The organism is Streptomyces xanthophaeus, assembly GCF_000725805.1.
GTDB classification, from domain to species: domain Bacteria; phylum Actinomycetota; class Actinomycetes; order Streptomycetales; family Streptomycetaceae; genus Streptomyces; species Streptomyces xanthophaeus.
Genome location: NZ_JOFT01000023.1, coordinates 112,980 through 135,390, shown reverse-complemented (window position 1 = coordinate 135,390; position 22,411 = coordinate 112,980). Strand labels below are relative to the sequence as shown.

21 protein-coding genes and 1 pseudogene are annotated in these 22,411 nt (G+C 73.2%); 9 read left to right on the top strand and 13 right to left on the bottom strand.

Annotation, left to right across the window (positions count from 1 at the left end; all coding sequences use genetic code 11):
• Nucleotides 1–211: 211 nt before the first annotated feature.
• Complete coding sequence (locus IO30_RS0115965) at nt 212–751, top strand: sigma-70 family RNA polymerase sigma factor (protein ID WP_031143503.1); 540 nt, start codon at nt 212–214, stop codon at nt 749–751.
• A 196-nt stretch (nt 752–947) separates the two neighbouring features.
• Complete coding sequence (locus tag IO30_RS0115960) at nt 948–1,448, top strand: hypothetical protein (protein WP_031143501.1); 501 nt, start codon at nt 948–950, stop codon at nt 1,446–1,448.
• 29 nt (nt 1,449–1,477) lie between these two features.
• Here the strand turns inward: IO30_RS0115960 and IO30_RS0115955 are convergent, their stop codons facing one another.
• Nucleotides 1,478–2,293, bottom strand: a complete 816-nt coding sequence (locus IO30_RS0115955; protein ID WP_157853327.1) for a hypothetical protein — start codon at nt 2,291–2,293, stop codon at nt 1,478–1,480.
• Between the two features lie 232 nt (nt 2,294–2,525).
• Here IO30_RS0115955 and IO30_RS0115950 point away from each other — a divergent pair, with 232 nt between their 5' ends.
• Entirely contained in the window at nt 2,526–3,059 is a 534-nt protein-coding gene (locus IO30_RS0115950) for a DUF3291 domain-containing protein (protein WP_031143497.1), read from the top strand.
• 35 nt (nt 3,060–3,094) lie between these two features.
• Here the strand turns inward: IO30_RS0115950 and IO30_RS0115945 are convergent, their stop codons facing one another.
• The 5 genes from IO30_RS0115945 to IO30_RS44680 form a co-directional block, all read right to left on the bottom strand.
• A complete protein-coding gene (locus IO30_RS0115945) occupies nt 3,095–3,520 on the bottom strand; it encodes a hypothetical protein (RefSeq protein WP_051859382.1) in 426 nt (141 codons plus the stop codon).
• A 25-nt stretch (nt 3,521–3,545) separates the two neighbouring features.
• The gene (locus IO30_RS0115940) at nt 3,546–4,406 is read right to left on the bottom strand and encodes an Fpg/Nei family DNA glycosylase (protein WP_031143493.1); all 861 of its coding nucleotides are present in this window, start codon (nt 4,404–4,406) and stop codon (nt 3,546–3,548) included.
• A gap of 20 nt (nt 4,407–4,426) precedes the next feature.
• Entirely contained in the window at nt 4,427–5,659 is a 1,233-nt protein-coding gene (locus IO30_RS0115935; protein WP_037894172.1) for a hypothetical protein, read from the bottom strand.
• 79 nt (nt 5,660–5,738) lie between these two features.
• Nucleotides 5,739–7,829 (bottom strand): SpoIIE family protein phosphatase, encoded by a 2,091-nt coding sequence (locus IO30_RS0115930; RefSeq protein WP_031143489.1) that lies wholly within the window; start codon nt 7,827–7,829, stop codon nt 5,739–5,741.
• 7 nt (nt 7,830–7,836) lie between these two features.
• A complete protein-coding gene (locus tag IO30_RS44680) occupies nt 7,837–9,123 on the bottom strand; it encodes a DUF6777 domain-containing protein (protein WP_051902346.1) in 1,287 nt (428 codons plus the stop codon).
• A 235-nt stretch (nt 9,124–9,358) separates the two neighbouring features.
• On the opposite strand from IO30_RS44680, the gene IO30_RS0115920 reads away from it, so the two are divergent.
• Genes IO30_RS0115920 through IO30_RS0115910 form a run of 3 tightly spaced genes read left to right on the top strand, consistent with a single transcriptional unit; the run spans nt 9,359 to nt 12,221 of the window.
• A complete protein-coding gene (locus IO30_RS0115920; protein ID WP_031143485.1) occupies nt 9,359–10,231 on the top strand; it encodes a YndJ family protein in 873 nt (290 codons plus the stop codon).
• Nucleotides 10,228–10,761: a DUF1990 domain-containing protein gene (locus IO30_RS0115915; protein ID WP_031143483.1), complete on the top strand. Its 534-nt coding sequence runs from the start codon at nt 10,228–10,230 to the stop codon at nt 10,759–10,761. The genes IO30_RS0115920 and IO30_RS0115915 overlap by 4 nt, the downstream gene beginning before the upstream one ends.
• 20 nt (nt 10,762–10,781) lie before the next feature.
• Entirely contained in the window at nt 10,782–12,221 is a 1,440-nt protein-coding gene (locus tag IO30_RS0115910) for a lipase maturation factor family protein (RefSeq protein ID WP_031143481.1), read from the top strand.
• Here the strand turns inward: IO30_RS0115910 and IO30_RS0115905 are convergent.
• Nucleotides 12,207–13,190, bottom strand: coding sequence for an NAD-dependent epimerase/dehydratase family protein (locus IO30_RS0115905; RefSeq protein WP_031143479.1), 984 nt, complete (start codon nt 13,188–13,190; stop codon nt 12,207–12,209). The genes IO30_RS0115910 and IO30_RS0115905 overlap by 15 nt on opposite strands.
• Nucleotides 13,191–13,419: 229 nt before the next feature.
• On the bottom strand, nt 13,420–13,593 hold the full coding sequence (locus tag IO30_RS45465; protein ID WP_157853325.1) for a hypothetical protein: 174 nt from the start codon (nt 13,591–13,593) through the stop codon (nt 13,420–13,422).
• Nucleotides 13,594–13,915: 322 nt separating this feature from the next.
• Between IO30_RS45465 and IO30_RS0115895 the strand changes: the two genes are divergently transcribed.
• The gene (locus IO30_RS0115895) at nt 13,916–14,455 is read left to right on the top strand and encodes an HD domain-containing protein (protein ID WP_031143477.1); all 540 of its coding nucleotides are present in this window, start codon (nt 13,916–13,918) and stop codon (nt 14,453–14,455) included.
• A gap of 160 nt (nt 14,456–14,615) precedes the next feature.
• On the opposite strand, the gene IO30_RS0115890 is transcribed toward IO30_RS0115895, so the two are convergent.
• Nucleotides 14,616–16,091, bottom strand: a complete 1,476-nt coding sequence (locus IO30_RS0115890; RefSeq protein WP_031143475.1) for an SDR family NAD(P)-dependent oxidoreductase — start codon at nt 16,089–16,091, stop codon at nt 14,616–14,618.
• A 327-nt stretch (nt 16,092–16,418) separates the two neighbouring features.
• Between IO30_RS0115890 and IO30_RS45965 the strand changes: the two are divergent.
• Nucleotides 16,419–17,144: pseudogene (locus tag IO30_RS45965) on the top strand (DMT family transporter); the annotation flags it as partial.
• 111 nt (nt 17,145–17,255) lie between these two features.
• Here the strand turns inward: IO30_RS45965 and IO30_RS0115880 are convergent.
• Nucleotides 17,256–18,560 carry a transglycosylase family protein gene (locus tag IO30_RS0115880; protein ID WP_031143472.1) on the bottom strand — a complete coding sequence of 435 codons (1,305 nt, stop codon included), beginning with the start codon at nt 18,558–18,560 and terminating at the stop codon, nt 17,256–17,258.
• Nucleotides 18,561–18,745: 185 nt separating this feature from the next.
• Here IO30_RS0115880 and gndA point away from each other — a divergent pair, with 185 nt between their 5' ends.
• A complete protein-coding gene (gene gndA / locus IO30_RS0115875; RefSeq protein WP_031143471.1) occupies nt 18,746–20,191 on the top strand; it encodes an NADP-dependent phosphogluconate dehydrogenase in 1,446 nt (481 codons plus the stop codon).
• Between the two features lie 289 nt (nt 20,192–20,480).
• On the opposite strand, the gene IO30_RS0115870 is transcribed toward gndA, so the two are convergent.
• Genes IO30_RS0115870 through panD form a run of 3 tightly spaced genes read right to left on the bottom strand, consistent with a single transcriptional unit; the run spans nt 20,481 to nt 21,931 of the window.
• Nucleotides 20,481–21,146, bottom strand: coding sequence for an aspartate/glutamate racemase family protein (locus IO30_RS0115870; protein WP_373316455.1), 666 nt, complete (start codon nt 21,144–21,146; stop codon nt 20,481–20,483).
• Nucleotides 21,143–21,496 (bottom strand): GNAT family N-acetyltransferase, encoded by a 354-nt coding sequence (locus tag IO30_RS0115865; RefSeq protein WP_031143469.1) that lies wholly within the window; start codon nt 21,494–21,496, stop codon nt 21,143–21,145. The genes IO30_RS0115870 and IO30_RS0115865 overlap by 4 nt, the downstream gene beginning before the upstream one ends.
• 15 nt (nt 21,497–21,511) lie before the next feature.
• Nucleotides 21,512–21,931, bottom strand: coding sequence for an aspartate 1-decarboxylase (panD, locus tag IO30_RS0115860; RefSeq protein ID WP_031143468.1), 420 nt, complete (start codon nt 21,929–21,931; stop codon nt 21,512–21,514).
• Nucleotides 21,932–22,411: the final 480 nt, after the last annotated feature.

Below are 22,411 nucleotides of genomic sequence, written 5' to 3'. Positions count from 1 at the left end.
GGGGACTCCGGAGTGACGGGATGACGGGAAGACGGCCGTGCCGTTCGCCGTGCCGTTCGACCGTTCACCGACCGGTCCGGCCGCCCACCGGACGACCCGGGGGCTTGGGCGCAATGGCCGGGCGGGACGGTTCCCGGTCCGCTCCGTGCAGGTGAGGGTGGATGCGTCGCCCACCCCGACGGACAACCCCGCACCCCGGAAGGAGCCCCTCGTGCCGCTCTCACCCACCCTCCGGCGCACGGACCCCGAGGCGCTGGCCGAACTCCAGCGCGACCACGGGCGGGCCCTGTTCGGATTCCTGCTCGGCCTCACGGCGGGGGACGCCCAGCGGGCCGAGGACCTCGTCCAGGAGACCCTCGTGCGGGTCTGGCAGCACCCCGAGGTCCTGGCCAGCGCCCACGACTCCATGCGGCCCTGGCTGTTCACGGTGGCCCGCCGGCTCGCGATCGACGCCCGCCGGGCCCGGCTGTCGCGGCCCCAGGAGGTGGACCCCGAAGGACTGGAGCAGGCCCCGGCGCCCGAGGACGCGGTGGCCGGATCGGTCACCGCGATCGACGTCCGGCGGGCCGTCGGCTCACTGGGCCCGGAGCACCGGGAGGTGCTGCTCCAGGTCTACTTCCGGGACCGGTCCGTGGCCGAGGCCGCGGCGGAGCTCGGCATCCCGGCCGGGACGGTCAAGTCCCGTACGTACTACGCCCTGCGCGCCCTGCGGAAGGACCTCCAGGGGTACGGGTACGGCCTCGGAGCCTGAGAGGATGGCGCACGGGAAGGACACAAGGGGCGTCCCGAACGTGCACCGAACGGACACAAGGCATAAGAAATTCGGCACCAGACTGTTCAAGTTGAGTAAACATCCCCCGCTCGTGGAGTCGTGGGGGGAAGGCTCAGGGCTTGACGGCGGGACGGCTCAACGCGCGGGAGAAGGTGGAACGGTGCAGCCCGAGGGTATGAACGGCACCAGTGACGGCGGGCTGGCGGTGCCCATGGCTTGGCTCTACGCCGAGTACATCGCGGACGAGCTGCTGCGCACGGGCCGGCTGATCCCGGTCAGCACCCTGGAGTTCAGGGCCGGACGCGACACGCTCGCCCTGACGATCTACCTCTCGGACGCGGCCGGTGAGCTCTCCGGGATCCGGGTGGTCTCGCAGCTCGACGAGTGGCTGTCGCTGACGGCGTACGGGCACCCCTGGCGCGACTGGGTGCACACCCGGTTCCTCGACCTGGGCGAGGCGGCCCGGGAGCGCGGCGCGGCCGAGGACCCGGACCTGGAACTGGCCCGGGCCGCCTGGCGCTGGCTGGACGGCACCGAACTCTTCGCCACCAACCTCGAACCCGGCCTGCCCGGCCACACCGAGCTCCCGCCCGGGCTGGACGAGAACGCCCGCGTCTGGACCCCGGCCTGGCAACTGGGGCTTCCCCTCGGCCACTTGGCCATGCACCTGTTCTGAGAAGCCGATGCGCCTCCAGCGGGGGCGTCTCAGATCAGGCTGTCGAACTCGCCGAGCAAGGCGCCGACCACCATCACGACGGCCCCGCCGGCGAAGAGGAGGCCGATACCGAGGGTGAGAACAGCCGGGACGGCATCCCGGATCCGCCGGCCCCGCGACTGCAGCGGATGGACGCGGCCGGGGTCGCGTGGGTCGTACGCCGCCTCGATGCTCCAGGTCTGGACGGAGTGCCGCACGGTGCGGACCAGCCCGCACGGATCCGTGTACCCGTACGGGTCGGGCCTGCCCTGGAGCCGGACGCCAGCCGTCCGGACGCCGTGCTTGCGCAAGTACCGCTCCTCGAACGGTCCGTACGCGAGGAGCACGCCGAGCATGAGGATCGGTATCCCGAAGACGCTCAACGGGATGATGAGGATCATGGCGGCCGGGCTTCCGGCGAAGCCCACGAGCACGCATGAACCGATGGCCACCAGGGACGCGAGGAGCGCGCCGCGCTTCACCGCGCGAAGCCAGTCCCGGTAGCCCGGCTCGTACAGGCGCTCGCCCTGGACGAGGTCCGCGCCGTCGATCGCCTCCGTCTGCGCGGTCCGCTCCGGCAGGGCGGCGTTCACGGCGTCTGCGAAGGCGAAGGCGGCGGCGTCGTCCGCCACGTCCCACACCCGGTGGACGTGCGTCTTGTCCGTGGTCGGTGCGGCGGTCAGCTCGATCGCGACGGACTGCCCCTCGGCGAGCACACGGCTGACGGCCTTCAGCGGGATGTGCAGCTGCTCGTGCGGGTGGCGCACGATCAGCACATCGCTCTCCACGAGCACGACGGTCTCCCTGCCGCCGTGGAGAGCGGGCATGTGAGAAGTGATCGACGTGTGCGTGATCGTAGGCGCGAAATCACCGGTGCAGGAGGCCACTTCGACAGGGAAAGCGCAACTTCGACAGGGGCCGCGCAGGCAGCTACCTTCACCTGGTCCTCGGCGATCGCCCACGGACGCACAGGAGTTCCTTGGGGCTGAGCCACCCGCACCGGGATGAGCCGTTCACACCCCACGCACCCTCGCGGCACCCCCGACCAGGGAGAGAAGCATGCCCCGTCTTGCGCTGTACACGTTCGGCAGCCTGAAGTCACCCCTCTGCGATCCCGCACCCCTCACGCGCGAGTTCTACGCACGCGGTGAGGCCGTCTACCGGAAGATCAGTCAGCACCCCGGACATCTCGCGCGCGCAGAAGCGGCGGACGGAGACCGGGGCCTGTTCTTCGGCGCGGACTGGGGCGCGTGGGGCGAATTCGCCGTACCCGCCTGGTACGACAAGGGCCGTACGGTGGAAACCACTGCCCTGGCCACGACCCTCTCCCTCTGGACCGGCCTGCGCCCCGCCTTCGACGCCGTCTACACCGGTCTGCACCGTGAGGCGCTGAACAGGCGCTACGACTGGTTCGAGAGGACAGGACACCCGAATCACGTGTTCTGGTGGGTCTGCGACGGCGCGATACCCACCTGGCAGGACGGGGTTTCCAGGCTGGAACACCTCGCCGACCACGGCTCCGCGCCCCACGCCTTCACCTTCCGCCACGCGTTCGCCCCGGACGGAACGAGGACGGCCGGAATCGGCCACTGAGCCGACCCGCGCGGCCGCGAGCCAAAGAGACGGGGCTAAGGGGAGTCCGCGGCGCCCCGCCACTCGGAGCGCCGGCTCGCCGGGGCCTCGGCGGGGTCCGTCACCAGGCCCGTGAAATCGGCCTCGTTGCGCTCGGCCCGGGTGACGTACCACCGGGCGATGAGCCACAGGAGCGGGTACACCAGCACGCCGAGCGCCAGCCACACCAGCGGCCCCGACCCGGCCCGCGGCAGCAGGAAGACCAGCGGCAGGGCCGCCACGAGCAGGGCGAGCGCGGCCAGCGCCCCCAGGCCCGCGCGCAACTGGCTGCGCATGAGGGCCCGTACGTAGGTCGCGCCCAGGGTGGTCTGCTCGGATATCTCCGAGCGGGCCGGGGTGTGCGCGGGCGGCCGGCGGCGGGTGCCCCGGGGCACCCCGGTGACGATCTCGCGCCGGGGCGGCGACTGCTGCTCCTCGGCCATGGCGGGGAGTCTACGCAGCGCCGGGCTATTTGAGGAGGCGCGAGAGCCGCCGGTCGGCGAGCGGCTTCCCGCCGGTCTGGCAGGTGGGGCAGTACTGGAGCGAGGAGTCGGCGAAGGACACCGAGCGGACCGTGTCCCCGCACACCGGGCAGGGCTCCCCGGCCCGGCCGTGCACCCGCAAGCCGCTCCTCTTCTCCGCCTTCAGCTGTCCGGCGGCCAGCCCGTGGGCCCGGGCGACGGCCTCGCGCAGGGTGTCCTGGACGGCTGCGTACAGGAGGGCGGTCTGCTCCTCGTCGAAAGAGGCGGCCAGTTTGAAGGGCGAGACCCTGGCCCGGTGCAGGATCTCGTCGCTGTACGCGTTCCCGATGCCCGCGACGACGCTCTGGTCGCGCAGGACGCCCTTGATCTGGCGCCGCTCCCCCGCCAGCAGCGCGGCGAAGGCCTCCTGGTCGAACCCCGGTGCCAGCGGGTCCGGACCGAGCCGTGCGATGCCCGGCACCTGGAGCGGATCGCGCACGACGTACACGGCGAGGCGCTTTTGCGTCCCGGCCTCGGTGAGGTCGAAGCCGCCGCCGCCCTGAAGGGCCACGCGCAGGGCGAGGGGCCCCTTGCCGGGGCGCGGGGGCTGGGCGGGCAGGGTGTCCTGCCAGCGCAGCCAGCCGGCCCGGGCCAGATGGGTGACGAGGTGGAGGTCTCCGACGGCCAGCGCCAGGAACTTGCCGTGGCGGGCCGTGGCACCGGCCGTGCGGCCTTCGAGGGCGGTGACCGGCGGGTCGTACGTCTTGAGCACGCTCACGGCGAGCGGGTGGACGCGCTCCACCACCCGCCCGGTCAGGTGCTCGTCGAGGTACTCGCGCAGGGCCTCGACCTCCGGCAGCTCCGGCATGCTCCCAGCCTGCCGCCGCCTCAGGCGAAGCGCGAGCTGGGCACGGGGCCGGGTGAGCCGAGGTGGTCGCGGCTGCCCGTGAGCCAGCCGGGGGCCACGGCCGCGACGTAGGCCCGGAAGGCCTCGTCGGGGTCGGGCGGGGTCGCTCCGTCGCCCGGGTCGGCGGCGGGGTCGGCCTCGGCGATCTCCCGGGCTATCTCCTCCGCGGGGCGGTCGTCGTCCTGCCACGCGACCGAGACGATCTGGGCGAGGAGGGCGCTGGAATCGGGGCTCACCGGGGGCGGGCTGGTCCAGCACGTGGCGTGCTCGTGCAGCACCTCCCCGTCGGCGCGCCTGCGCAGGCCCTCCACGAGGTCCGGGTCGATGCCGTTCAGGTCGTACGCGACGACGACGGTGTCCGTCCGCCCGGGCTCGTACGGTACGGCGGGCAGCCCGAGCACCGCGGCGGCGGCGAGCCCGAGGATGCGGTCGGAGCGGCCGGGCAGCAGCGAGACGGTGGTGGGCGCGAGGCCGACGGCGGCCAGGGCCGTGGCGAGCCGGTCCAGGCCGCGGCGGCACAGCTCGCGGCTGTCACCGAGGTAGGCGTAGCGGCCGGTCATCCCGGCGTCGTAGCCGTACGGGGACACGGTGCCCAGCAGGGTCCCGGTGAGGGCGAACTGCCAGCCGCGCAGGTCGGTGGCGTCGAGCGGCCCGGCGCCGGCCGCGTGTTCGGCGCGGGCCAGCATCCGGCGCTGCCGGGCGTGTGCCCAGTGCCAGGTGGCCTCGTCGGGGTCGGGCAGCCGGGCGGCGACGGCCCGGGCGCCGGCGGTGTCCCCGGCGAGGAGGGTGTGGTGGACCAGGAGGTACGTCTCGGGCCAGGCGGGCAGCCGGTCGCCGCGGGCGGCGAGCAGCCCGGCGGCCTCGGCGTGCCGGTGCTCGTCCTCCAGCGCGGAGACCAGTTCGGCGAGCAGCGGCCGGGAGTCGGGGAGCAGCCTGAGCGCCTCGCGCAGCGGTGCGACGGCGAGGAAGGCGATGCCGCGTTCGACGCAGCCGTAGCCGAGGTCGTAGAGGGCCTGGGGGTCCTGGGGCCGTTTCGCGGCGGCCTTGGCGGCGTCGGCCAGGTCCTTGAACCCGGCGGCGTCGGCCAGGGCGCGGGTGGCCTTGGCGAGTTCGGGGAGGGGGGTCGTCTCGGCGTGCGGCCGCAGGGACCGTACGGCTCCGGGCAGATCGCCGTTCTTGAGCAGTCGGCGCACGTCTTCCATGGCGTTGGTCATCGCCTCGATCCTGGGGGACCGCGGGCGCCCGCCGCAACGTACTTTCCCCGGCCGGGAGTTGGCTTCTGGGCGCGGCCCCCTAAACCATGACGAATTCGCACCACACGCACTTGCCGCTGCCGCGCGGTTCGACGCCCCAGTCGTCCGCCAGCCGGTCCACGAGCATCAGGCCCCGTCCGGAGACGCCCGAATCCCCCGCTTCGCGGCGCCGCGGCAGTGCGCTGGAGCGGTCCTCGACCTCGACCCGCAGCCGTCGTTCGGCGCCGGGAAGCACCCGCAGGGTCACGATCGCCGGGCCGTCGGTGTGCATGAGGGCGTTCACGATCAGCTCGTCGGCGACCAGCTCGATCTCGTCCGCGCGTTCCCGCGCGCCCCAGGCGCGGACCGCCGCCCCGATCATGTGGCGGGCGGCCACCAGGGCCTCCGGGTCGCCCGGTGCCACGTGCTGCTGGAGGCGGCCGCCGCCGCGCGGGAGGTCCTCGATGTCGCGGCGGAGCAGGAGGAGCGCCATGTCGTCGTCCCCGCCGCGTTCGTCGACGACCCCGCACAGCCGGTCCGCGAGGAGCTGGAGGTCGGCGGGGCCGCTGCGGATGAGCCCGGCGAGCAGCTGGATCCCGTCGTCGAGGTCGGCTCCGGGCTGTTCGACCAGGCCGTCCGTGCAGAGCAGAAGCGTTTCTCCCGGGTCCAGTTCCACGGTGGTCACCGGGTACTCCAGGCGTCCGAACTCCGCCGACAGGCCGAGAGGCATCCCGCCGCGCACCGGGATCCTGCGGCAGTCCCCGTCGCGGGTGCGCAGCAGGGGGTCGATGTGGCCCGCCCGGACGAGCTGGAGCACGCCCGTCGACAGGTCGGCCTCCACGTAGGTGCAGGTGGCGAAGCGGTCGGTGTCGAGCTCGTGCAGGAACACCGAGGCCCGGGCCATGACCGTGCCCGGGGAGTGCCCTTCGGCGGCGTAGGCGCGCAGGACGATCCTCAGCTGGCCCATGACCGCCGCGGCGTGGGTGTCGTGGCCCTGTACGTCGCCGATGACCGCGCCGACCCGGCCGCCTGCGCGCCCGCCGGTCTGGGAGCCGCCGGGGAGCGGGATGACGTCGTACCAGTCGCCGCCGATGTCCTGGCCCATCCGGGCGGAGCGGTAGCGCACGGCGATCTGCCCGCCCGGTACCGGCGGGATCCGCCGCGGCAGCATGGCCTGCTGGAGGCCTTCCGCGAGGTCGTGTTCCTGTTCCAGCAGCATCGCCCGCTGGAGGCTCTGCGCGATGCTGCTGCCCAGCGCGACGAGGAGGTTGCGCTCGTCCTGGGTGAAGCCGTCCTTGTCCTGGTAGAGCAGTCCGATGGCGCCGATCGGGCGGGCCTGGGCGATCAGCGGCAGGTAGGCGGCCGCCGAGATGTGCATGGAGGAGATCTTCGCCCAGAGGCCGGGGTAGCCCTGGGCGAACTCCTGCGCCGAGTCGAGGAAGCGGGGCTGGAGCGAGCGGACGACCTCGCTCATCGGGTACGGCTCGTCGATGCGCGTGTAGCGGGTGCCGGGGACGAAGCTGCCGACCGGCCCTTCGGCCACGAGGTGGATCCGGCCCGCCTCGACGAGGCCCATCACCATGCCCATGGAGCCGAGCCGTTCCAGGCCGTGGGCGTCGCCGAGGGCGTCGATGACGTCCTGCACGGTGCGGGCGTGGGCGAGGGCGGCGGTGGTGCTCTCGACCACGGAGGTCTGGCGGCGTCTTTCCTCGTCGAGGCCGAGCCGCTCGGCCGAGTGGCTGAGCTCCTCGGTGGCGTCGCGGACGATGCCGATGATCCGGTACGGACGGCCGTCCGGCCCGCGCATGACGCGGCCCTGGGTGTGGGTCCAGCGCAGCAGGCCGTCGCGGCACCGGATGCGGAAGTAGGCGCCGTAGGTGTCCTCGCGGCTCTTGAGGGCGCTGGAGACGAGGGCGTCGAGCCGGGTGGCCTCGGCGGCCGGGACCCTCGGCGAGAGGGACTCCGGCCGTCCGTCGTACTCCTCGGGGGCGGTGTCGAAGACGTCCAGGGCCGCGGCGTCCAGGTGCATGAGCCCGGTGGCCAGGTCCCAGTCGAAACTGCCCATCCGGTTCAGTGCCAGTGACCGGTCCGGATGCGCGGGCCAGTCGTCCGGGAGGGAAACGGTGCTCGGCACCGGTCCACCATGACACACGGGCCGGTCAGGCGCTCTCCAGCGACCAGTCGGCGTCGGAGGGGGCCAGCTGGGGGTCCTGTTGCTGGTCCTGCTGCTGGTCCTGCTGGTCCTGTTGCGGTTCCTGCGGCGGGTAGGGGACGGCGAAGGGGTCGTTCGGGTCGTACGGCATGGGGTTCGCGCCGTCGGGGTCCAGCGGGAGGTCGGGGTCCGACGGGTACGGCGACGCCGGGTCGTACGGCAGGCCGGTGGTGCCGTCCTGCGGAAGGCCGCCGGGCTGGTCCGAAGGGAGTCCGTTCGGGGGCTGCTGGGGCACCCGCGGGTTCGTCCGCCGGTCCCGTCCGGTGTCGGGCACGGTGTCCGGGCCGGTCTCCGGGTTGGTGCCGGTGGCCGGCGGGCAGTCCGTGGCCCGGGGCGCCGGGGCCAACGGAGCAGGTGGGGCGGGTGAGGCCGGCGCGCTCGGGGCCCCGGGCTCCGTCGGGGGTGCCGTGCGGGCCAGGCTGTTGGCGGGCCGGGTCGGGCAGGGGTCGGACGGGGTGGTTCCGCCGGGATGGGCGGGCCCGTGCGGGATGCCGTCGGCGGGGTCGAACGCGGGCGGCACCGCCGGGACCCGGTCCTGGGCCCCGTCGTCGCCGGTCCTGCGCTCGATCCAGGTGTTGTCGGTGACGTTGACGATCACCAGGTTGTTGATCACGTGCGGGGTCGGTTCGATCACGACGACCTGGTTGGGCCGGTAGCCGCTCCACGGCTCACCCTTGTGCACCGGCGAGCCCTTGGCCGCCCGCGGGGCCTGGAGCGGATTGCCACAGGCGCAGCGCACCCGGGGCATTCCGTGCTCGTCGACGAGGACGGCGGAGCCCGCCTGGAGGACGGACTGGAAGCTGTCGGCCGCTCCCTCGCGGAAGCCGTGGCTGGTGACCCGGGTGTCCGCGCGGAGCACCACGGGGGTCAGGCCGCGCAGAAAGTCAGGGATCTTCGCCTGTTCGATGCCGGAGGCCTCGGCGAAGGCGCGGGCCTTGGCCTCGTCGGCGGTGAGGTAGCGGACCTGCTGTTCCACGTCGCAGCTGCCGAGGCGCTGGGTGCCGCCGTACAGACCCGGGGTGGCCGCGTTCACCGTGCGGATGCCCCGTCCGGTCGGATTGGGCACCGGGGGCTGTACGGGGGCGGACTCGCGGGTGGCGGAGGAGGCGGTGAAGGGGGCGGGCCCGGCGGCGGCCACGGGCTCGAGGTAGAGCTCCTGGCTCTCGGGCCCGGGCGCGCTCACGGGTTCGTCGGCGCCGCCGCAGCCCGCGGCGAACAGGCCGAGGACGGCCAAGAGGGCTGCTCCCGCCGGTCCATGACGGCGCGGAGCCTGACGAGGTGTCGGAGGTGTCAGTGCATCCACGCTTTTCTCCCTTTTCGCCCCGGTTGCTTCCTCTTGTCTGCCGCATCCTCGCGGAAGCCGCAACCGGAGCGCGTCTTGAACATGTTCAACGAACCTCATAGAGTCACACCTGCGAGTTGAACGCGTTCAAGGCTTTGGTCCGCACTCATTTCGGGGGGGGGTCCGCATGACCGTACTGGTGAACCTGATCGTCACCCTGGGCATGCTGTTCGTCCTGCCCGCCGGCCTGCGCCTGATCGACCCGGTCGCACTGCGCCGGGCCGCCCGGCTCTGGCCCCTGCTCGCCGCACCCGGCGCCGCCTGCCTGTGGCTGCCGCGCGGCGCCCTCGCCGTAGCGCTCGCGGCACTGTACGCGGCAGCCGCGCTGACCCTCGCGGCGCGGGCCCCGGCCCGGCTGCTGCGGGCCCTCCCCCGGGACCCGTCCGACGGGACCCGTCGCCTCGGGCCGCCCGAGGCCGCCGTGCTCACCGCGCTCGTCTCGCCGTCGGTCGCCGCGGTCGCCCTGGTAGCCGAACGCGCGGGCCACCGGCTCTTCGGCTTCGACCTGGACATCCTGGCGCTGACCGTGCCGCACTTCCACTACGCCGGGTTCGCGGCCGCCCTGGTCGCCGGGCTGGTGTGCCGGGCGGCGGCGCCCGGCCCCTGGGCCACCGGGGCGGCGTACAGCGTGCCCGCGGGCACCGGACTCGTCCTCCTCGGCTACTTCGTCGACGACTGGGCCGAGCTGGTCGGGGCGGTGGTGCTGACCGGCGGGATGTGGGCCGTGGCGCTGCTGACCTGGCGGGAGATCCGGCCCTCGGCACGCGAGCGGACCACCCGGGCCCTGCTCGCGCTCTCGTCGGCCGTCCTCGTCGCCACCATGCTGCTCGCCCTGTGGTGGGCGGCGGGCGAGGCCACCGGCATCGCGCACCCCACCTTGACCTGGATGGCCGCGACCCACGGCCTCGGCAACGCGCTCGGATTCGCCCTGTGCTCGGTGCTCGCCTGGCGCCGGCTGACCGCATACGCACCCACCCGCCCGGAGGAGACCACCCCATGACCCGACTCGTCGGCGCCGGCCGCAGCACCTTCAGCTACCCCGACCGGGGCGCGACGGACCGGCTCCCGCTCCCCGCCGGATACAACCACCTCCACCACCGCACCCGGATCGGGCACGGACGGGCCGCCTTCGAGGCCGCCGGGGTCGCCGTCACCACCTTCCGGGCCCACCGGACCTCGGGCATGCGGGTCCGGGCGGATGCCCGGGCCGTGCGGCCCGGCAGCCGCGTGGAGGTCGGCATCGGCGTGGGGCCGATGCGGGTCACCGCTCCGTGCGAGGTGATCTGGACGGCGTACGAACCCACCCGCATCGGATTCGCCTACGGGACCCTCGACGGCCACCCCGAATGCGGGGAGGAGTCCTTCGTCGTGACCATGGACGCCGACGGCACGGTCTGGTTCACGGTGACCGCCTTCAGCCGCCCGGCCTGCTGGTACACCCGGCTCGCGGGGCCCGTCGTCCCCTTCCTCCAGCTGCGGTACGCGCGCTGGCTGGGCCATACGCTGCGCAAGCTGGCCGCAGCCGCCTGACCGGCCCGATACTGGAGGCGATGGACTGGTTCACGGCACCCGGGTACTGGCTGGGCCGGCTGGTCTTCCAGCGGGCCCTGGCCGGCGTCTACCTCCTCGCCTTCATCGGGGCCGCCCTGCAGTTCCGGGCCCTGATCGGGGCGCACGGCATGCTGCCCGTGCCGCGCTACGTACGGCACGTGCCCTTCCGCCGCGCCCCGAGCCTGTTCCAACTGCACTACTCGGACCGGCTCTTCGCCTGCTGCGCCTGGACCGGGGCCGCAGTGTCCGCCGCACTGGCCGCGGGGGCCGGCGACCGGATGCCGCTGGCCGCGGCCATGGGTCTGTGGGCCCTGCTGTGGCTGCTCTACCTCTCCGTCGTGAACGTGGGACAGACCTGGTACTCCTTCGGATGGGAGTCGCTGCTGCTGGAGGTGGGCTTCCTCGCCGTCTTCCTCGGCAACGCCCGGACCGGTCCTCCGGTCCTGGTGCTGTGGCTGCTGCGCTGGGTGCTCTTCCGCGTGGAGTTCGGCGCGGGGCTCATCAAGATGCGCGGGGACCCCTGCTGGCGCAAGCTCACCTGCCTCTACCACCACCACGAGACGCAGCCGATGCCCGGGCCGCTGAGCTGGTTCTTCCATCACCTGCCCAAACCCGTGCACCGGGTGGAGTGCGCGGCCAACCACGTCACCCAACTGCTCGTCCCGGTGTTGCTGTTCACCCCGCAGCCGGTGGCCTCGTACGCCGCCGGTGCGATCGTGGCCACGCAGCTGTGGCTGGTGCTGTCGGGGAACTTCGCCTGGCTGAACTGGCTGACGATCACGCTGGCCCTGTCGGCCGTGGACTTCACCGGGCTCGCGGGCCCGCCGCCGGCCGCGGCCTCGCAGGGGGCGCCGGTGTGGTTCGTGGTCCTGGTCTGCGCCGTGACCGTGCTGGTCCTCGTACGGAGCCGGCTCCCCGTGCTCAACATGGTCTCCCGGCGCCAGGTGATGAACCGCTCCTTCGACCCGCTCCACCTCGTCAACACCTACGGGGCGTTCGGCACCGTGGGCCGGATCCGCGACGAGGTCGTGGTCGAGGGCACCGCCGACCCGGTGCCGCGCACGGACGGGGACTGGCGCGCGTACGGGTTCAAGGGGAAACCGGGCGAACCGGGCAGGATGCCGCGCCAGTTCGCCCCGTACCACCTGCGCCTGGACTGGCTGATGTGGTTCGCCGCACTGTCCCCCGGTTACGCCCGGGACTGGTTCGGCCCCTTCGTGGAGCGGCTGCTGGCGGGCGACCGGGACACCCTGCGCCTGCTCCGCCACAACCCCTTCCCCGGCGCCCCGCCCCGCTACGTCCGGGCCCGGGTGTACCGCTACCGGTTCACCACGTGGCGGGAGCTGCGCGAGACGGGCGCCTGGTGGCACCGCACGCTGCTGCGCGAGTACCTGCCGCCGACCCGGCTGGAGGATGCGGCCTGGTCAGAGCCCGAGTAGCGCGGCCTCCCGCTCGGCGGAGACGCCCTTCTGCGGCCGGTCGGGCCGGTGCGGGGGCACGCCGCCGATCGACTGGAGCCAGGCCCAGGTGTCGGCCACGGTCTCCGCCACCGGCCGGCACACCAGGCCCGCGGCGAGGGCCTTGCCGACGTCGCCGCCGAACATGAAGTCGTGCAGCTCCCCTTCCGGGAGCCAGATGGGAAGCTCGGTCCAGGGCTCGATCCCGGCGGCCTCGATGGCCGCGGCGTCGGTCCAGCGCGGCTCGGCCGAGGCGCCGGTGGCGGCCGCGCAGGCCGCCAGCAGGCTGCCCATGGTGGCGTGCCCGGGCGGGGAGACCAGGTTGTAGGCGCCACCGAGCCCGGCGGCGGCCGCGTCCAGGGTCCAGCGCGCGAGGTCGCGCACGTCGACGTACTGGAGCGGCAGGTCGGCGTGCCCGGGCGCGAGGAAGGGGCCGCCCCGGGCTATGCGGTTCAGCCACCAGGGCAGTCGGCCCACGTTCTCGTACGGGCCGATGATCAGCCCGGCGCGGACCAGCAGGGCGCGGTCGCCGAAGGCGTCCAGGGCGGCGAGTTCACCGCCCCGCTTGTCCTGCGCGTAGGCGATGGCCTCCGCGTCGGGAGAGCCCTCGACCAGCGGGCCGTCCTCGTCGAGACCGGCCGGGGCCGGGTAGGCGTACACCGAGCGGCTGGAGACGTACGCGTACGCCCCGGCCCGGCCGCGCAGCAGGCGGGCACTGTCGCGGACGGCGGTGGGGGCGCCGCTCCAGGTGTCGACGACGAGGTCCCACTCCCCCTCGGCGAGGGCGTCCAGTCCGCCCGGCGCGGTGCGGTCGCCGTGCAGTGCGGAGGTGCCCGGCGGGGGCGCGTGGTGGCCGCGGTGGAACACGGTCACCTCCCAGCCCCGGGCGAGGGCGTCCTCGGTGATCGTGCGTCCGACGAATTCGGTACCACCCAGCATCAGCAGCTTCATGCGCCTCAGCCTGCCGGGACGGCGGACCCGGCGGAAGTCGTGATCGCCCTCAGCGATGACGCTCACGGCGTAGGGAGTTCGGGAACCGGACCCCGTCGGCGGCTCGGCGGCTCCTCGGCCGCCCGGGCGGTCAGGGCAGCGCCCCCGGCACCGGTCGGGCGGGGGCGCTTGACGGGGCCTGGTGCCTCGTGTCCGTGAGCGCGCGGGCCCGTGGCCCGCGGCCTCGGGGTCAGTCGATGCCCTGCAGGATGTGTGGGTCGGCCAGGTCGTCCTCGTAGCCCGCCAGCCGGATCGGGGCGGACCGGGCCCAGACCTCCAGGCTGCCGAGCTCATCCGAGCGGGGCTTGGTCTTGCGCACCGTAGCTTCCAGCAGCACCTGGTCGGGCTTCGTCTTGTCTGTCACCGCGCACTCCTTTGTGTCGCGTAACCCGGCTGGCGGGACCGCGCTGGTCAAGGGACTCAAGGATTACCGGACGCGGTGGCGCCGTGGTGGAGCGTGGCCTGGTTGGGGCCGTCTTGATGACCCTCAGAGTACACATATGAGCGGACCCCCGCTCGATGGAAAGGCAAAATCCACACCGACCATTTGTTTTCGCCGCGAGTTCAGTAAGTCGTGGGGCCGGGCGTCCGTGACGGATGGTCTGCTCGACGCCGGCCTACCGATGACGGAGGGAGCGGACGTGACGAAGTCCGGTGTGGTGGTGGTCAGTTGTGTCGACGAGCTGATGGAGCTGCTGCTCGCCTGCCGGGGCGCCTGGGACACCCCCGACCGCAGCGGCGATCCGGTCGACCTGCACGACCACGGGCTCCAGACGGCCGCCCTGTTGCGCCGGTCACATCCTTATGACAAGGAGCTCCAGGTCGCGGGGCTCGTGCACGACCTCGGGCATCTACTCCGTCCGGGTGACGACGCCGGCCACGCCGACCACGCGGCGGCGGCGCTGCGGCCGCTGCTCGGTGGTCGGGTGGCCCGGCTCGTGCGGCTGCACGTGCCGGCCAAGCGCTATCTGGCCGCCGTGGAGCCGGAGCGGGCGCTGTCCCCGCAGAGCGCGCTGACGCTGCGGGCCCAGGGCGGGGTGATGGACCCGGCGGAGGTGCGCGCCTTCGCGGCCGACCCCGACGCCGAGGCGGCGGTGACCCTGCGCCAGGCGGACGACGCGGGCAAGGTGCCCGGTCTGGACGCGGGCTCGATGGAGGACTGGCGGCCGGTGCTGGACCTGGTGGCCGCCGGCGCGTACGCGTCCCGGCCCGCCCTGCGCACGTGACGACGGGGGACGGGGAGCGCGGGGAGCCCGGTACGGGGCGGGCGCGGCCGCGCGCGGCCGGGCGGTCGGGCGGCCGGGCAGTCGGGCGGTCGGGCGGTCGGGCAGTCGGGCGGTCGGGCAGTCAGGAACGTGCCCGGGGCCTGGGCCCCGGGCGGCCCGGCTACCAGTTGGCGGGGGCGTAGTCCTTGAGGAAGACGCCGAACAGGTCCTCGCCGGCCTCGCCGCGGACGATCGGGTCGTAGACCCGGGCCGCGCCGTCGACCAGGTCCAGGGGAGCGTGGAAGCCCTCCTCGGCCAGGCGGATCTTGTCGGGGTGCGGCCGCTCGTCGGTGATCCAGCCGGTGTCGACCGCGGTCATCAGGATCTGGTCCTTCTGGAACATCTCCTGGGCGCTGGTGCGCGTCAGCATGTTGAGCGCGGCCTTCGCCATGTTGGTGTGCGGGTGGCCTGCGCCCTTGTAGCCGCGGCTGAAGACGCCCTCCATCGCGGAGACGTTGACCACGTACCGGCGGCCGGCCCCGGCCGCGGCCATCGCCGGGCGGAGCTTGCTGATCAGGATGAACGGCGCCGTGGAGTTGCACAGCTGCACTTCGAGCAGCTCGATCGGGTCCACCTCGGACACCGTCTGGATCCAGCTGTTCGTGTCGTGCAGGTCCGGGACCAGACCGCCCGCGTCGATGGCGGTGCCCGCCGCGATCCGCTCCAGCGAGGCGGAGCCGGAGACCAGCGCGAGCTCGGTGACGTCCTGCGCGCTGAGCTTCTCGCCCTTGCCCGTGGGCAGGGCGGCGACGCGGTCGACGGTGCCGCTGCCGAAGGTGCCGATGACCTCGGCGGAGGGCAGCTCACCGGCCGGGAGCGGGGCGTTCTCGGCGGCGACCAGCTCGCTGTAGGCACCCGGGGAGCGGCGCACGGTCTGCGCGGCGTTGTTGATCAGGATGTCGAGCGGGCCCTCGGCGGCGACCGAGTCTGCGAGCGCGACGACCTGGGCCGGGTCACGCAGGTCGATGCCGACGATCTTCAGGCGGTGCAGCCACTCGGAGCTGTCCTCCATGGCCTTGAAGCGGCGGATCGCGTCGTTCGGGAAGCGGGTGGTGATGGTGGTGTGCGCGCCGTCGCGCAGCAGCCGCAGGGCGATGTACATGCCGATCTTGGCGCGGCCGCCGGTGAGCAGGGCGCGGCGGCCGGTCAGGTCGGTGCGGGCATCGCGGCGGGCGCGGTTGAAGGCGGCGCAGTCCTGGCACAGCTGGTGGTAGAAGGCGTCGACCTCGACGTAGCGGGTCTTGCAGATGTAGCAGGAGCGCGGGCGCTGGAGTATTCCGGCGATCGGGCCCTTCGTGGCGGCGGTCAGGGCGTTGCCCTGGGTCTCGTCGTCGATGCGTTCGGCGGAGCCGGTCGCGGTCGCCTCGGTGACGGCCTTGTCGTTGGCGGTCTTGGCGGCGCGGCGCTCCTGGCGGCGGCGCTGCTTGACCGTGCGGTAGAGGCCGGCGGTGGCACGGCGTACGGTGACTGCGTCGGGGTGGTCGACGTCGAGCTTGTCCAGCTCGTCGAGCACGCTGAGGCAGAGGGCCAGCCGCTCGGGGTCGATACCCGGTCCGTAGTTCTGGACGTGGTCCTGGCTGTCTTCGGTCACCGTCATGCCCGCTGCCGTTCCTTGCTCATTCGTCCGCATCCGCCTGCTGCGGAAGTCCCCAAAAGGGGAACTGTACGGATTCCCCGTGCCCGGGACCAAACCCGATCAAGCCACTTTCACGCTGCGCCAGGGGCCGGTCACCTCGCGCAGCGGACTCCGGCGGACTCTGCGGTGGCCGTGTACCGGCTCTGCAGCGGTCCCGGACCCGCTCTGTACTGCGTCCGCACTACCCCTGGCCTGATCTGGTACTCCATCTGGACTATGCCTGGAGTATGACTCGTGACCTCCTGCGGGAGGAGGAAGGGACCGTCCCGGTGGGGCATTGTTGAACCTATGAGTGCCCTAGCGCTGTCGGTACTGCTCTGCCTCGTGTCCGCCCTCGCGTACGCCGGTGGGGCGATCGTCCAGGAACGGGTCGCGGCGAGCACGCCGGACCGCTCGTACGCCCCGCTGCGCCGGACCGGCTGGTGGGTGGCCGTGGGGCTGAACGGCCTCGGCGCCCTGCTGCACGTGGTGGCGCTGGCCTACGGCCCGCTGAGCCTGGTCCAGCCGCTCGGCGCGCTCACCATCGTATTCGCGCTGCCGATGGCGGCGTACTTCGTGGGGCGCCGGGCCGGTACGGCCGCCTGGCGCGGTGCCGTGCTGGCCACGGCGGGCCTGGCCGGGCTGCTGGCGCTGACGGGCGGCGACGGGCGGGCGGAGCAGAGCCTGGCGGGTGCGGAGCGGAACCTGTTGCTGATCGTGACCGGAGCCGGGGTGGCCGTGCTGTTCCTGGCGGCGCACCGGATGCACCGGGCGGTGCTGCACAGCGTGCTGCTGGCCGCGGCGGCCGGGCTGGTCTTCGGGATGGCCTCGGTGTTCACCAAGTCGGTGGCCGAGTCCTTCGCTCCGGACGCCCTGGGCGCCCTGTGGCCCGACCTCGCGGCGATCGCCGTCCTGGCGGCGGCCGGGCTGCTGCTGTCCCAGGCGGCGTACCGGGGTGCCGGGCTGACCGCGCCGCTGGCCACGGTGACCGTGGCCAACCCGGTGGTCGCGGCGGTGGTCGGCATCTCCCTCTTCGACGAGGGCTTCCGGTACGGGGCCGCGGGCACGGCGGCGGCGGTGGCCAGCGCCGTACTGGCGGCGTCCGGCCTGATCCTCCTCACCGCCGTGCCCCCGCACGTGCGGGGGTCAGATGCTGACCCCGTGGCCGCGGAGGTACTTGAGCGGGTCGATGTCGGAGCCGTAGCCGGGCCCCGTGCGCACCTCGAAGTGCAGGTGCGGTCCGGTGGAGTTGCCGGTGGAGCCGGAGCGGCCGATGCGCTGGCCTCCCGAGACCTGCTGCCCGGCCTTGACCGACAGCGCCGACAGGTGCGCGTACTGGGAGTACCGCCCGTCGGTGTGCCGGATGACGACCTGGTATCCGTACGCACCGGCCCAGCCCGCGGAGACGATCTGACCGGGGCTCACGGACTTGACGGAGGTGCCCGTCGCCACCGGGAAGTCGATGCCCGTGTGGTAGCCGCTGGACCAGGAAGAGCCGGAGACGCGGTAGGCGGTACCCAGAGCTGCATCGACCGGGGCGGAGAAGCCGCCCGCGGCGGGCTTCTGCTGCGCTGAGGCGGGTGCGGCGGGCTTCTCGGCCGGCTTGACGGCCGGTTTCTCGGCCGGTTTCTCGGCCGGCTTGGCGGCGGGCTTCTCGGCGGCCTTTTCGGCGGGCTTCTCCGCAGGCTTTGCGGCAGGCTTCTCCGCCTGCTCCTGCGCCGGTTCCACGGGCTTCACCGGCTCCGCCGTGCGCGGCGGCTTCTCCGGGTTCTGGGCGGGCGGCGCCGTGGTGATCCGCAGGGTGAGCCGCTGGCCGGGGAAGATCAGGTTCGGGTCGGCGCCCACGGTGACCCGGTTGGTCTCGTACAGGGCCTGCCAGCCGCCCTCGACGTGCTGCTGGGTGGCGATCGCGGACAGCGAGTCACCGGGCGCGACGACGTACGGGTTCGGCAGGACCGGGGTGCCGGTCGGCCGGGGGATGACGGCAGGCTGCTGGGCCGGCGCCGACTGCTGGATCTGGATCTGGACCTTCGGCGCCTGCCCCTGCTGCGGGGCGACGGCCGGGGCCGGACCGCTGCGCGAGAGCCCGGCCTTCTTCCCGCAGGCGGGCCAGGCCTGCGGCCCCTGGCCCCCCAGGACCTTCTCCGCGACCGCGATCTGCTGGTCCTTGGTCGCCAGGTCCGCGCGGGCGGCGTAGGCGGTCCCGCCGAAGGCCCGCCAGGTGCTCTGGCTGAACTGAAGGCCGCCGTAGTAGCCGTTGCCGCTGTTGATGTTCCAGGTGTTCGTGGACTCGCAGGCGGCGACCTTGTTCCAGGTGTCCACGGAGGCGGCGTGGGCCGCTCCGGCGCCGATCAGCGGGAGCGCCATCCCGGCGCCACCGGCGGTGACGACGAGCGAGGCCCGGTTGATGCTGCTCGGCTGATACCGGCGGTGCCGGCCCCGTACACCCATGGGAGCCCCCATCGAAGACATCAGGAACCGCACAACCTAACGTCACCCACAGGGCTTGACAAGGGGCGCAACAGGGCGCGTGCCAGCGGAATTTGACGCCTTCTCGACGTGGGGGCGGCCGTCGTCCGGGGTGGGCGGGGTAGCGTCGGCACTCCCCGCACACCGAAGCACGCAGGAGCACACGCATGAGCACCAGCACAGCCCAGATCGGCGTCACCGGGCTCGCAATCATGGGCAGCAACCTCGCCCGCAACTTCGCCCGCAACGGGTTCACCGTCGCCGTGCACAACCGGACCACCGCGAAGACCGAGGCGCTGGTGGAGGAGTTCGGGCACGAGGGCAGCTTCGTGGCTGCCGCTTCGGCGAAGGAGTTCGTCGATGCGCTGGAGCGCCCCCGGCGCCTCGTCATCATGGTGAAGGCGGGCGATCCCACCGATGCCGTCATCCGCGAGTTCGCCCCGCTGCTGGAGGAGGGCGACGTCATCATCGACGGCGGCAACGCGCACTTCGAGGACACCCGGCGCCGCGAGAAGGAACTGCGCGAGCAGGGCATCCACTTCGTGGGCGTGGGCATCTCGGGCGGCGAGGAGGGCGCGCTCCTCGGTCCGAGCATCATGCCTGGCGGTTCCGCCGAGTCGTACGAGTCCCTCGGCCCGCTGCTGGAGAAGATCGCCGCCAAGGCCTCCGACGGCACCCCGTGCACCTCGCACGTGGGCCCCGACGGCGCCGGACACTTCGTCAAGATGGTGCACAACGGCATCGAGTACGCCGACATGCAGCTCATCGCCGAGGCCTACCACCTGCTGCGCGAGGTGGCCGGCTACTCCCCCGCGAAGATCGCGGACACCTTCCGGGAGTGGAACCGCGGGCGGCTGGACTCGTACCTGATCGAGATCACCGCGGAGGTGCTCGCGCACACGGACGCGGCGACCGGCCGTCCGTTCGTGGACGTCGTGGCCGATGCGGCGGAGCAGAAGGGCACCGGGCGCTGGACCGTGCAGATCGCCCTGGACCTGGGTGTTCCGGTGTCGGGGATCGCCGAGGCCGTCTTCGCCCGGGCGGTCTCCGGCCACGCGGACCTGCGGACGGCCGCGCGGGGGCTCGCCGGTCCGACGGCCACCGCGCTGGCCCCGGAGGCGGCGCAGGCCTTCGCGGCGCAGGTGGAGCAGGCGCTGTACGCATCGAAGATCGTCTCGTACACGCAGGGCTTCCACCAGATCCGGGCCGGCAGCGAGGAGTACGGCTGGGGCATCGACCTGGGCGCGATGGCCTCCCTGTGGCGGGGTGGCTGCATCATCCGGGCGGCCTTCCTGGACCGGATCCGCGCCGCGTACGACGCCCGGCCGGACCTGCCGAGCCTGCTGGCCGACCAGGGCTTCGCGGACGAGATCGGCGCGGCGCAGGACGACTGGCGGGCGGTGCTCGTGGCGGCGGTCCGCCAGGGCATCCCGGTGCCCGCCTTCGCGGCCTCGCTGGCGTACTACGACGCCCTGCGCGCGGAGCGGCTCCCGGCGGCGCTCACCCAGGGCCAGCGCGACTTCTTCGGGGCGCACACCTACCGGCGCACCGACCGCGAGGGCTCGTTCCACACCCTCTGGAGCGGCGACCGCTCCGAGGTCCGTACGGACTGACCCGCGCGTCCGGCGTTCAGCTCAGGGGCCCGGGCTGCGGAATCGGCGCGGGCCCCGGCGGGGCCGGGATCGGGTCGGGTTCGGGGACGGGCCCGGGTACGGGCGGCGCGGGCGGCGGGACCGGCGCCGGGTCCGGGAAGGGGCTCGGCCCCGGCCCGGGCTGCGGCTGCGGATCGGGTCCCGGGACGGGCGGCTGCGTCAGTTCTGGTTCTCGCACCATGTGTCCCACCTTCCCCCGATGCCGCCGGGTACGCCCCCCGAAGGCCCCGGCCCGGCCGGACGGCTCGGCTCAGGACGGGCGTCGGGCGGGCAGCAGCGCCAGGCCCGCCGCCAGGCCGGTGGCGGGGCTGGAGAGGACCGGGACGCGCGTCGTGACCAGGTCCGCTGCGGCCGCGATGGAGACCTGGGCGAGGACGATGACGTCCGCGTCCGAAACGGCGTCGGCGGCTGCGGCCACCAGGGCGAGGCAGCCGGCCGTGTCCCCGGCCGCGAACCGCTCCCAGGCTCCGGCGACCAGCTGCGTACGGACCGACACCGCGGCTCCGGCGGCCTCCTCGGCCAGCAGCGCCTCGGTCGGCGCCCTGGTCGATTCCACGGTGGCCAGGACGACGATCCGCGGGCCCGTGCGCACGGCCGCCGCAGCCATCGGCCGGTCCACCCGGAGCACCGGGGCGCCCAGGGCGGGGGTCAGGCCCTCGGCGACCGCACCGAGGGTCGAACAGGTGACGAGCACGGGCCCCGGCCCGCCCATCCCGCCCGCTCCGCCCGGCCCGGCGTCGGTGAGCAGCCCCAGCAGGGCCGGGGCCACCGCCTCCGGCCCTTCCGTGCGGGCCCGGTCGAGCAGCTCCGGGACCACCAGGTGCCGCAGGACGGCCCCCGGGTGGCTGCGGTCGCGCAGGGCCTCGAAGACAGGGACGTGCACCGGCGAGGTGTGCAGCAGGAGCAGGCCCGTCACCACAGGTGAGGGTCCGCGGCCAGCTGGGCCTTGGCCGCCTCGACCACCGCGGCCGGCGCCTCGGGTGCCTCGTCGGGGTGTTTGGCGGCCCAGCTCGCCGCGTAGGGGCACAGCGGGACGACGGGCACGCCCTCGGCCGCGGCGAGCCCGTAGAAGGTCCGCACCAGTCCCCCGGCGATGCCGCGGCCCTCGTGTCCCGGCTCGACGACGGTGTGCACCGCCACGAGGGCGTGCGGCGCCTCGGAGAGGACGAAGTAGGCGATGTACCCGACGGCCGTCCCGTCCTCGGTCGCCAGCAGCCGTCCGGCCGCGCGCTCGTCCGTGAACTCGATCGGAGTGTTCCCGTCCATGGTCCTCGACTCCCCTCAGCCGGCCACTGCGTGCGGGCTGCGCTCCTGGTCCGTTCCCGGTACCGGGGCGGACGGGTCCGCCCCCAGTTCGACGATCCGGTTGTCCGCGTCGACGTGCACGACGCGGGGCTCGAACACCCGGGCCTGCGCGTCCTCGATCTGGGCGTAGCTGATGAGGATGACGAGGTCGCCGGGGTGCACGAGGTGCGCGGCGGCTCCGTTGATCCCGATGACCCCGGACCCGCGCTCGCCCTTGATGACGTAGGTCTCCAGGCGGGCGCCGTTGGTGATGTCCACGATGTGCACGAGCTCGCCGGGCAGCAGGTCCGCGGCGTCGAGCAGATCGGCGTCGACGGTCACGGAGCCGACGTAGTGCAGGTCGGCCTGCGTGACGGTGGCCCGGTGGATCTTGGACTTGAACATGGTGCGAAGCATGCGAATACTCCCGATATGTCTGCTCCCTGCCTGCTCATTGCAGGTCAAGGGCGGTCTCCGCAGATTACAACCATTCGCATGTTCGGTCAGCTCCCTGCCCCGAACAGTGGCGTACAAGGACCCCGGCTCACCGGCCGCCGCGCCCGCGGAGGCGTCCTTGCTCCATGGCATGCACGGGCCTGGAGGCGGCGGAGGCCGGAGCTGGGAGCCGTGAGCAGCAAGCTGCTGGATGCGGTCGATTCCAGGCATGTGCAGTGTGTGTGATGGCGGCGATCGATCAACTATCGATCCAGATCGATCAACGGAGATATCCGTCCCAGTCAAGGCCACTTGGCTTACCCGAACTGACTATGCTCGCCTCGCGTGTTGCGCTGCATTCACCGCGCGTCGAACCTCGCATTGCGCGCAGACGGAGCCCGGCCGCAGAGAGGCGTGACCACCAATGCGATCTCGAACCGGCCTGTCGGGCGCACCCATTAG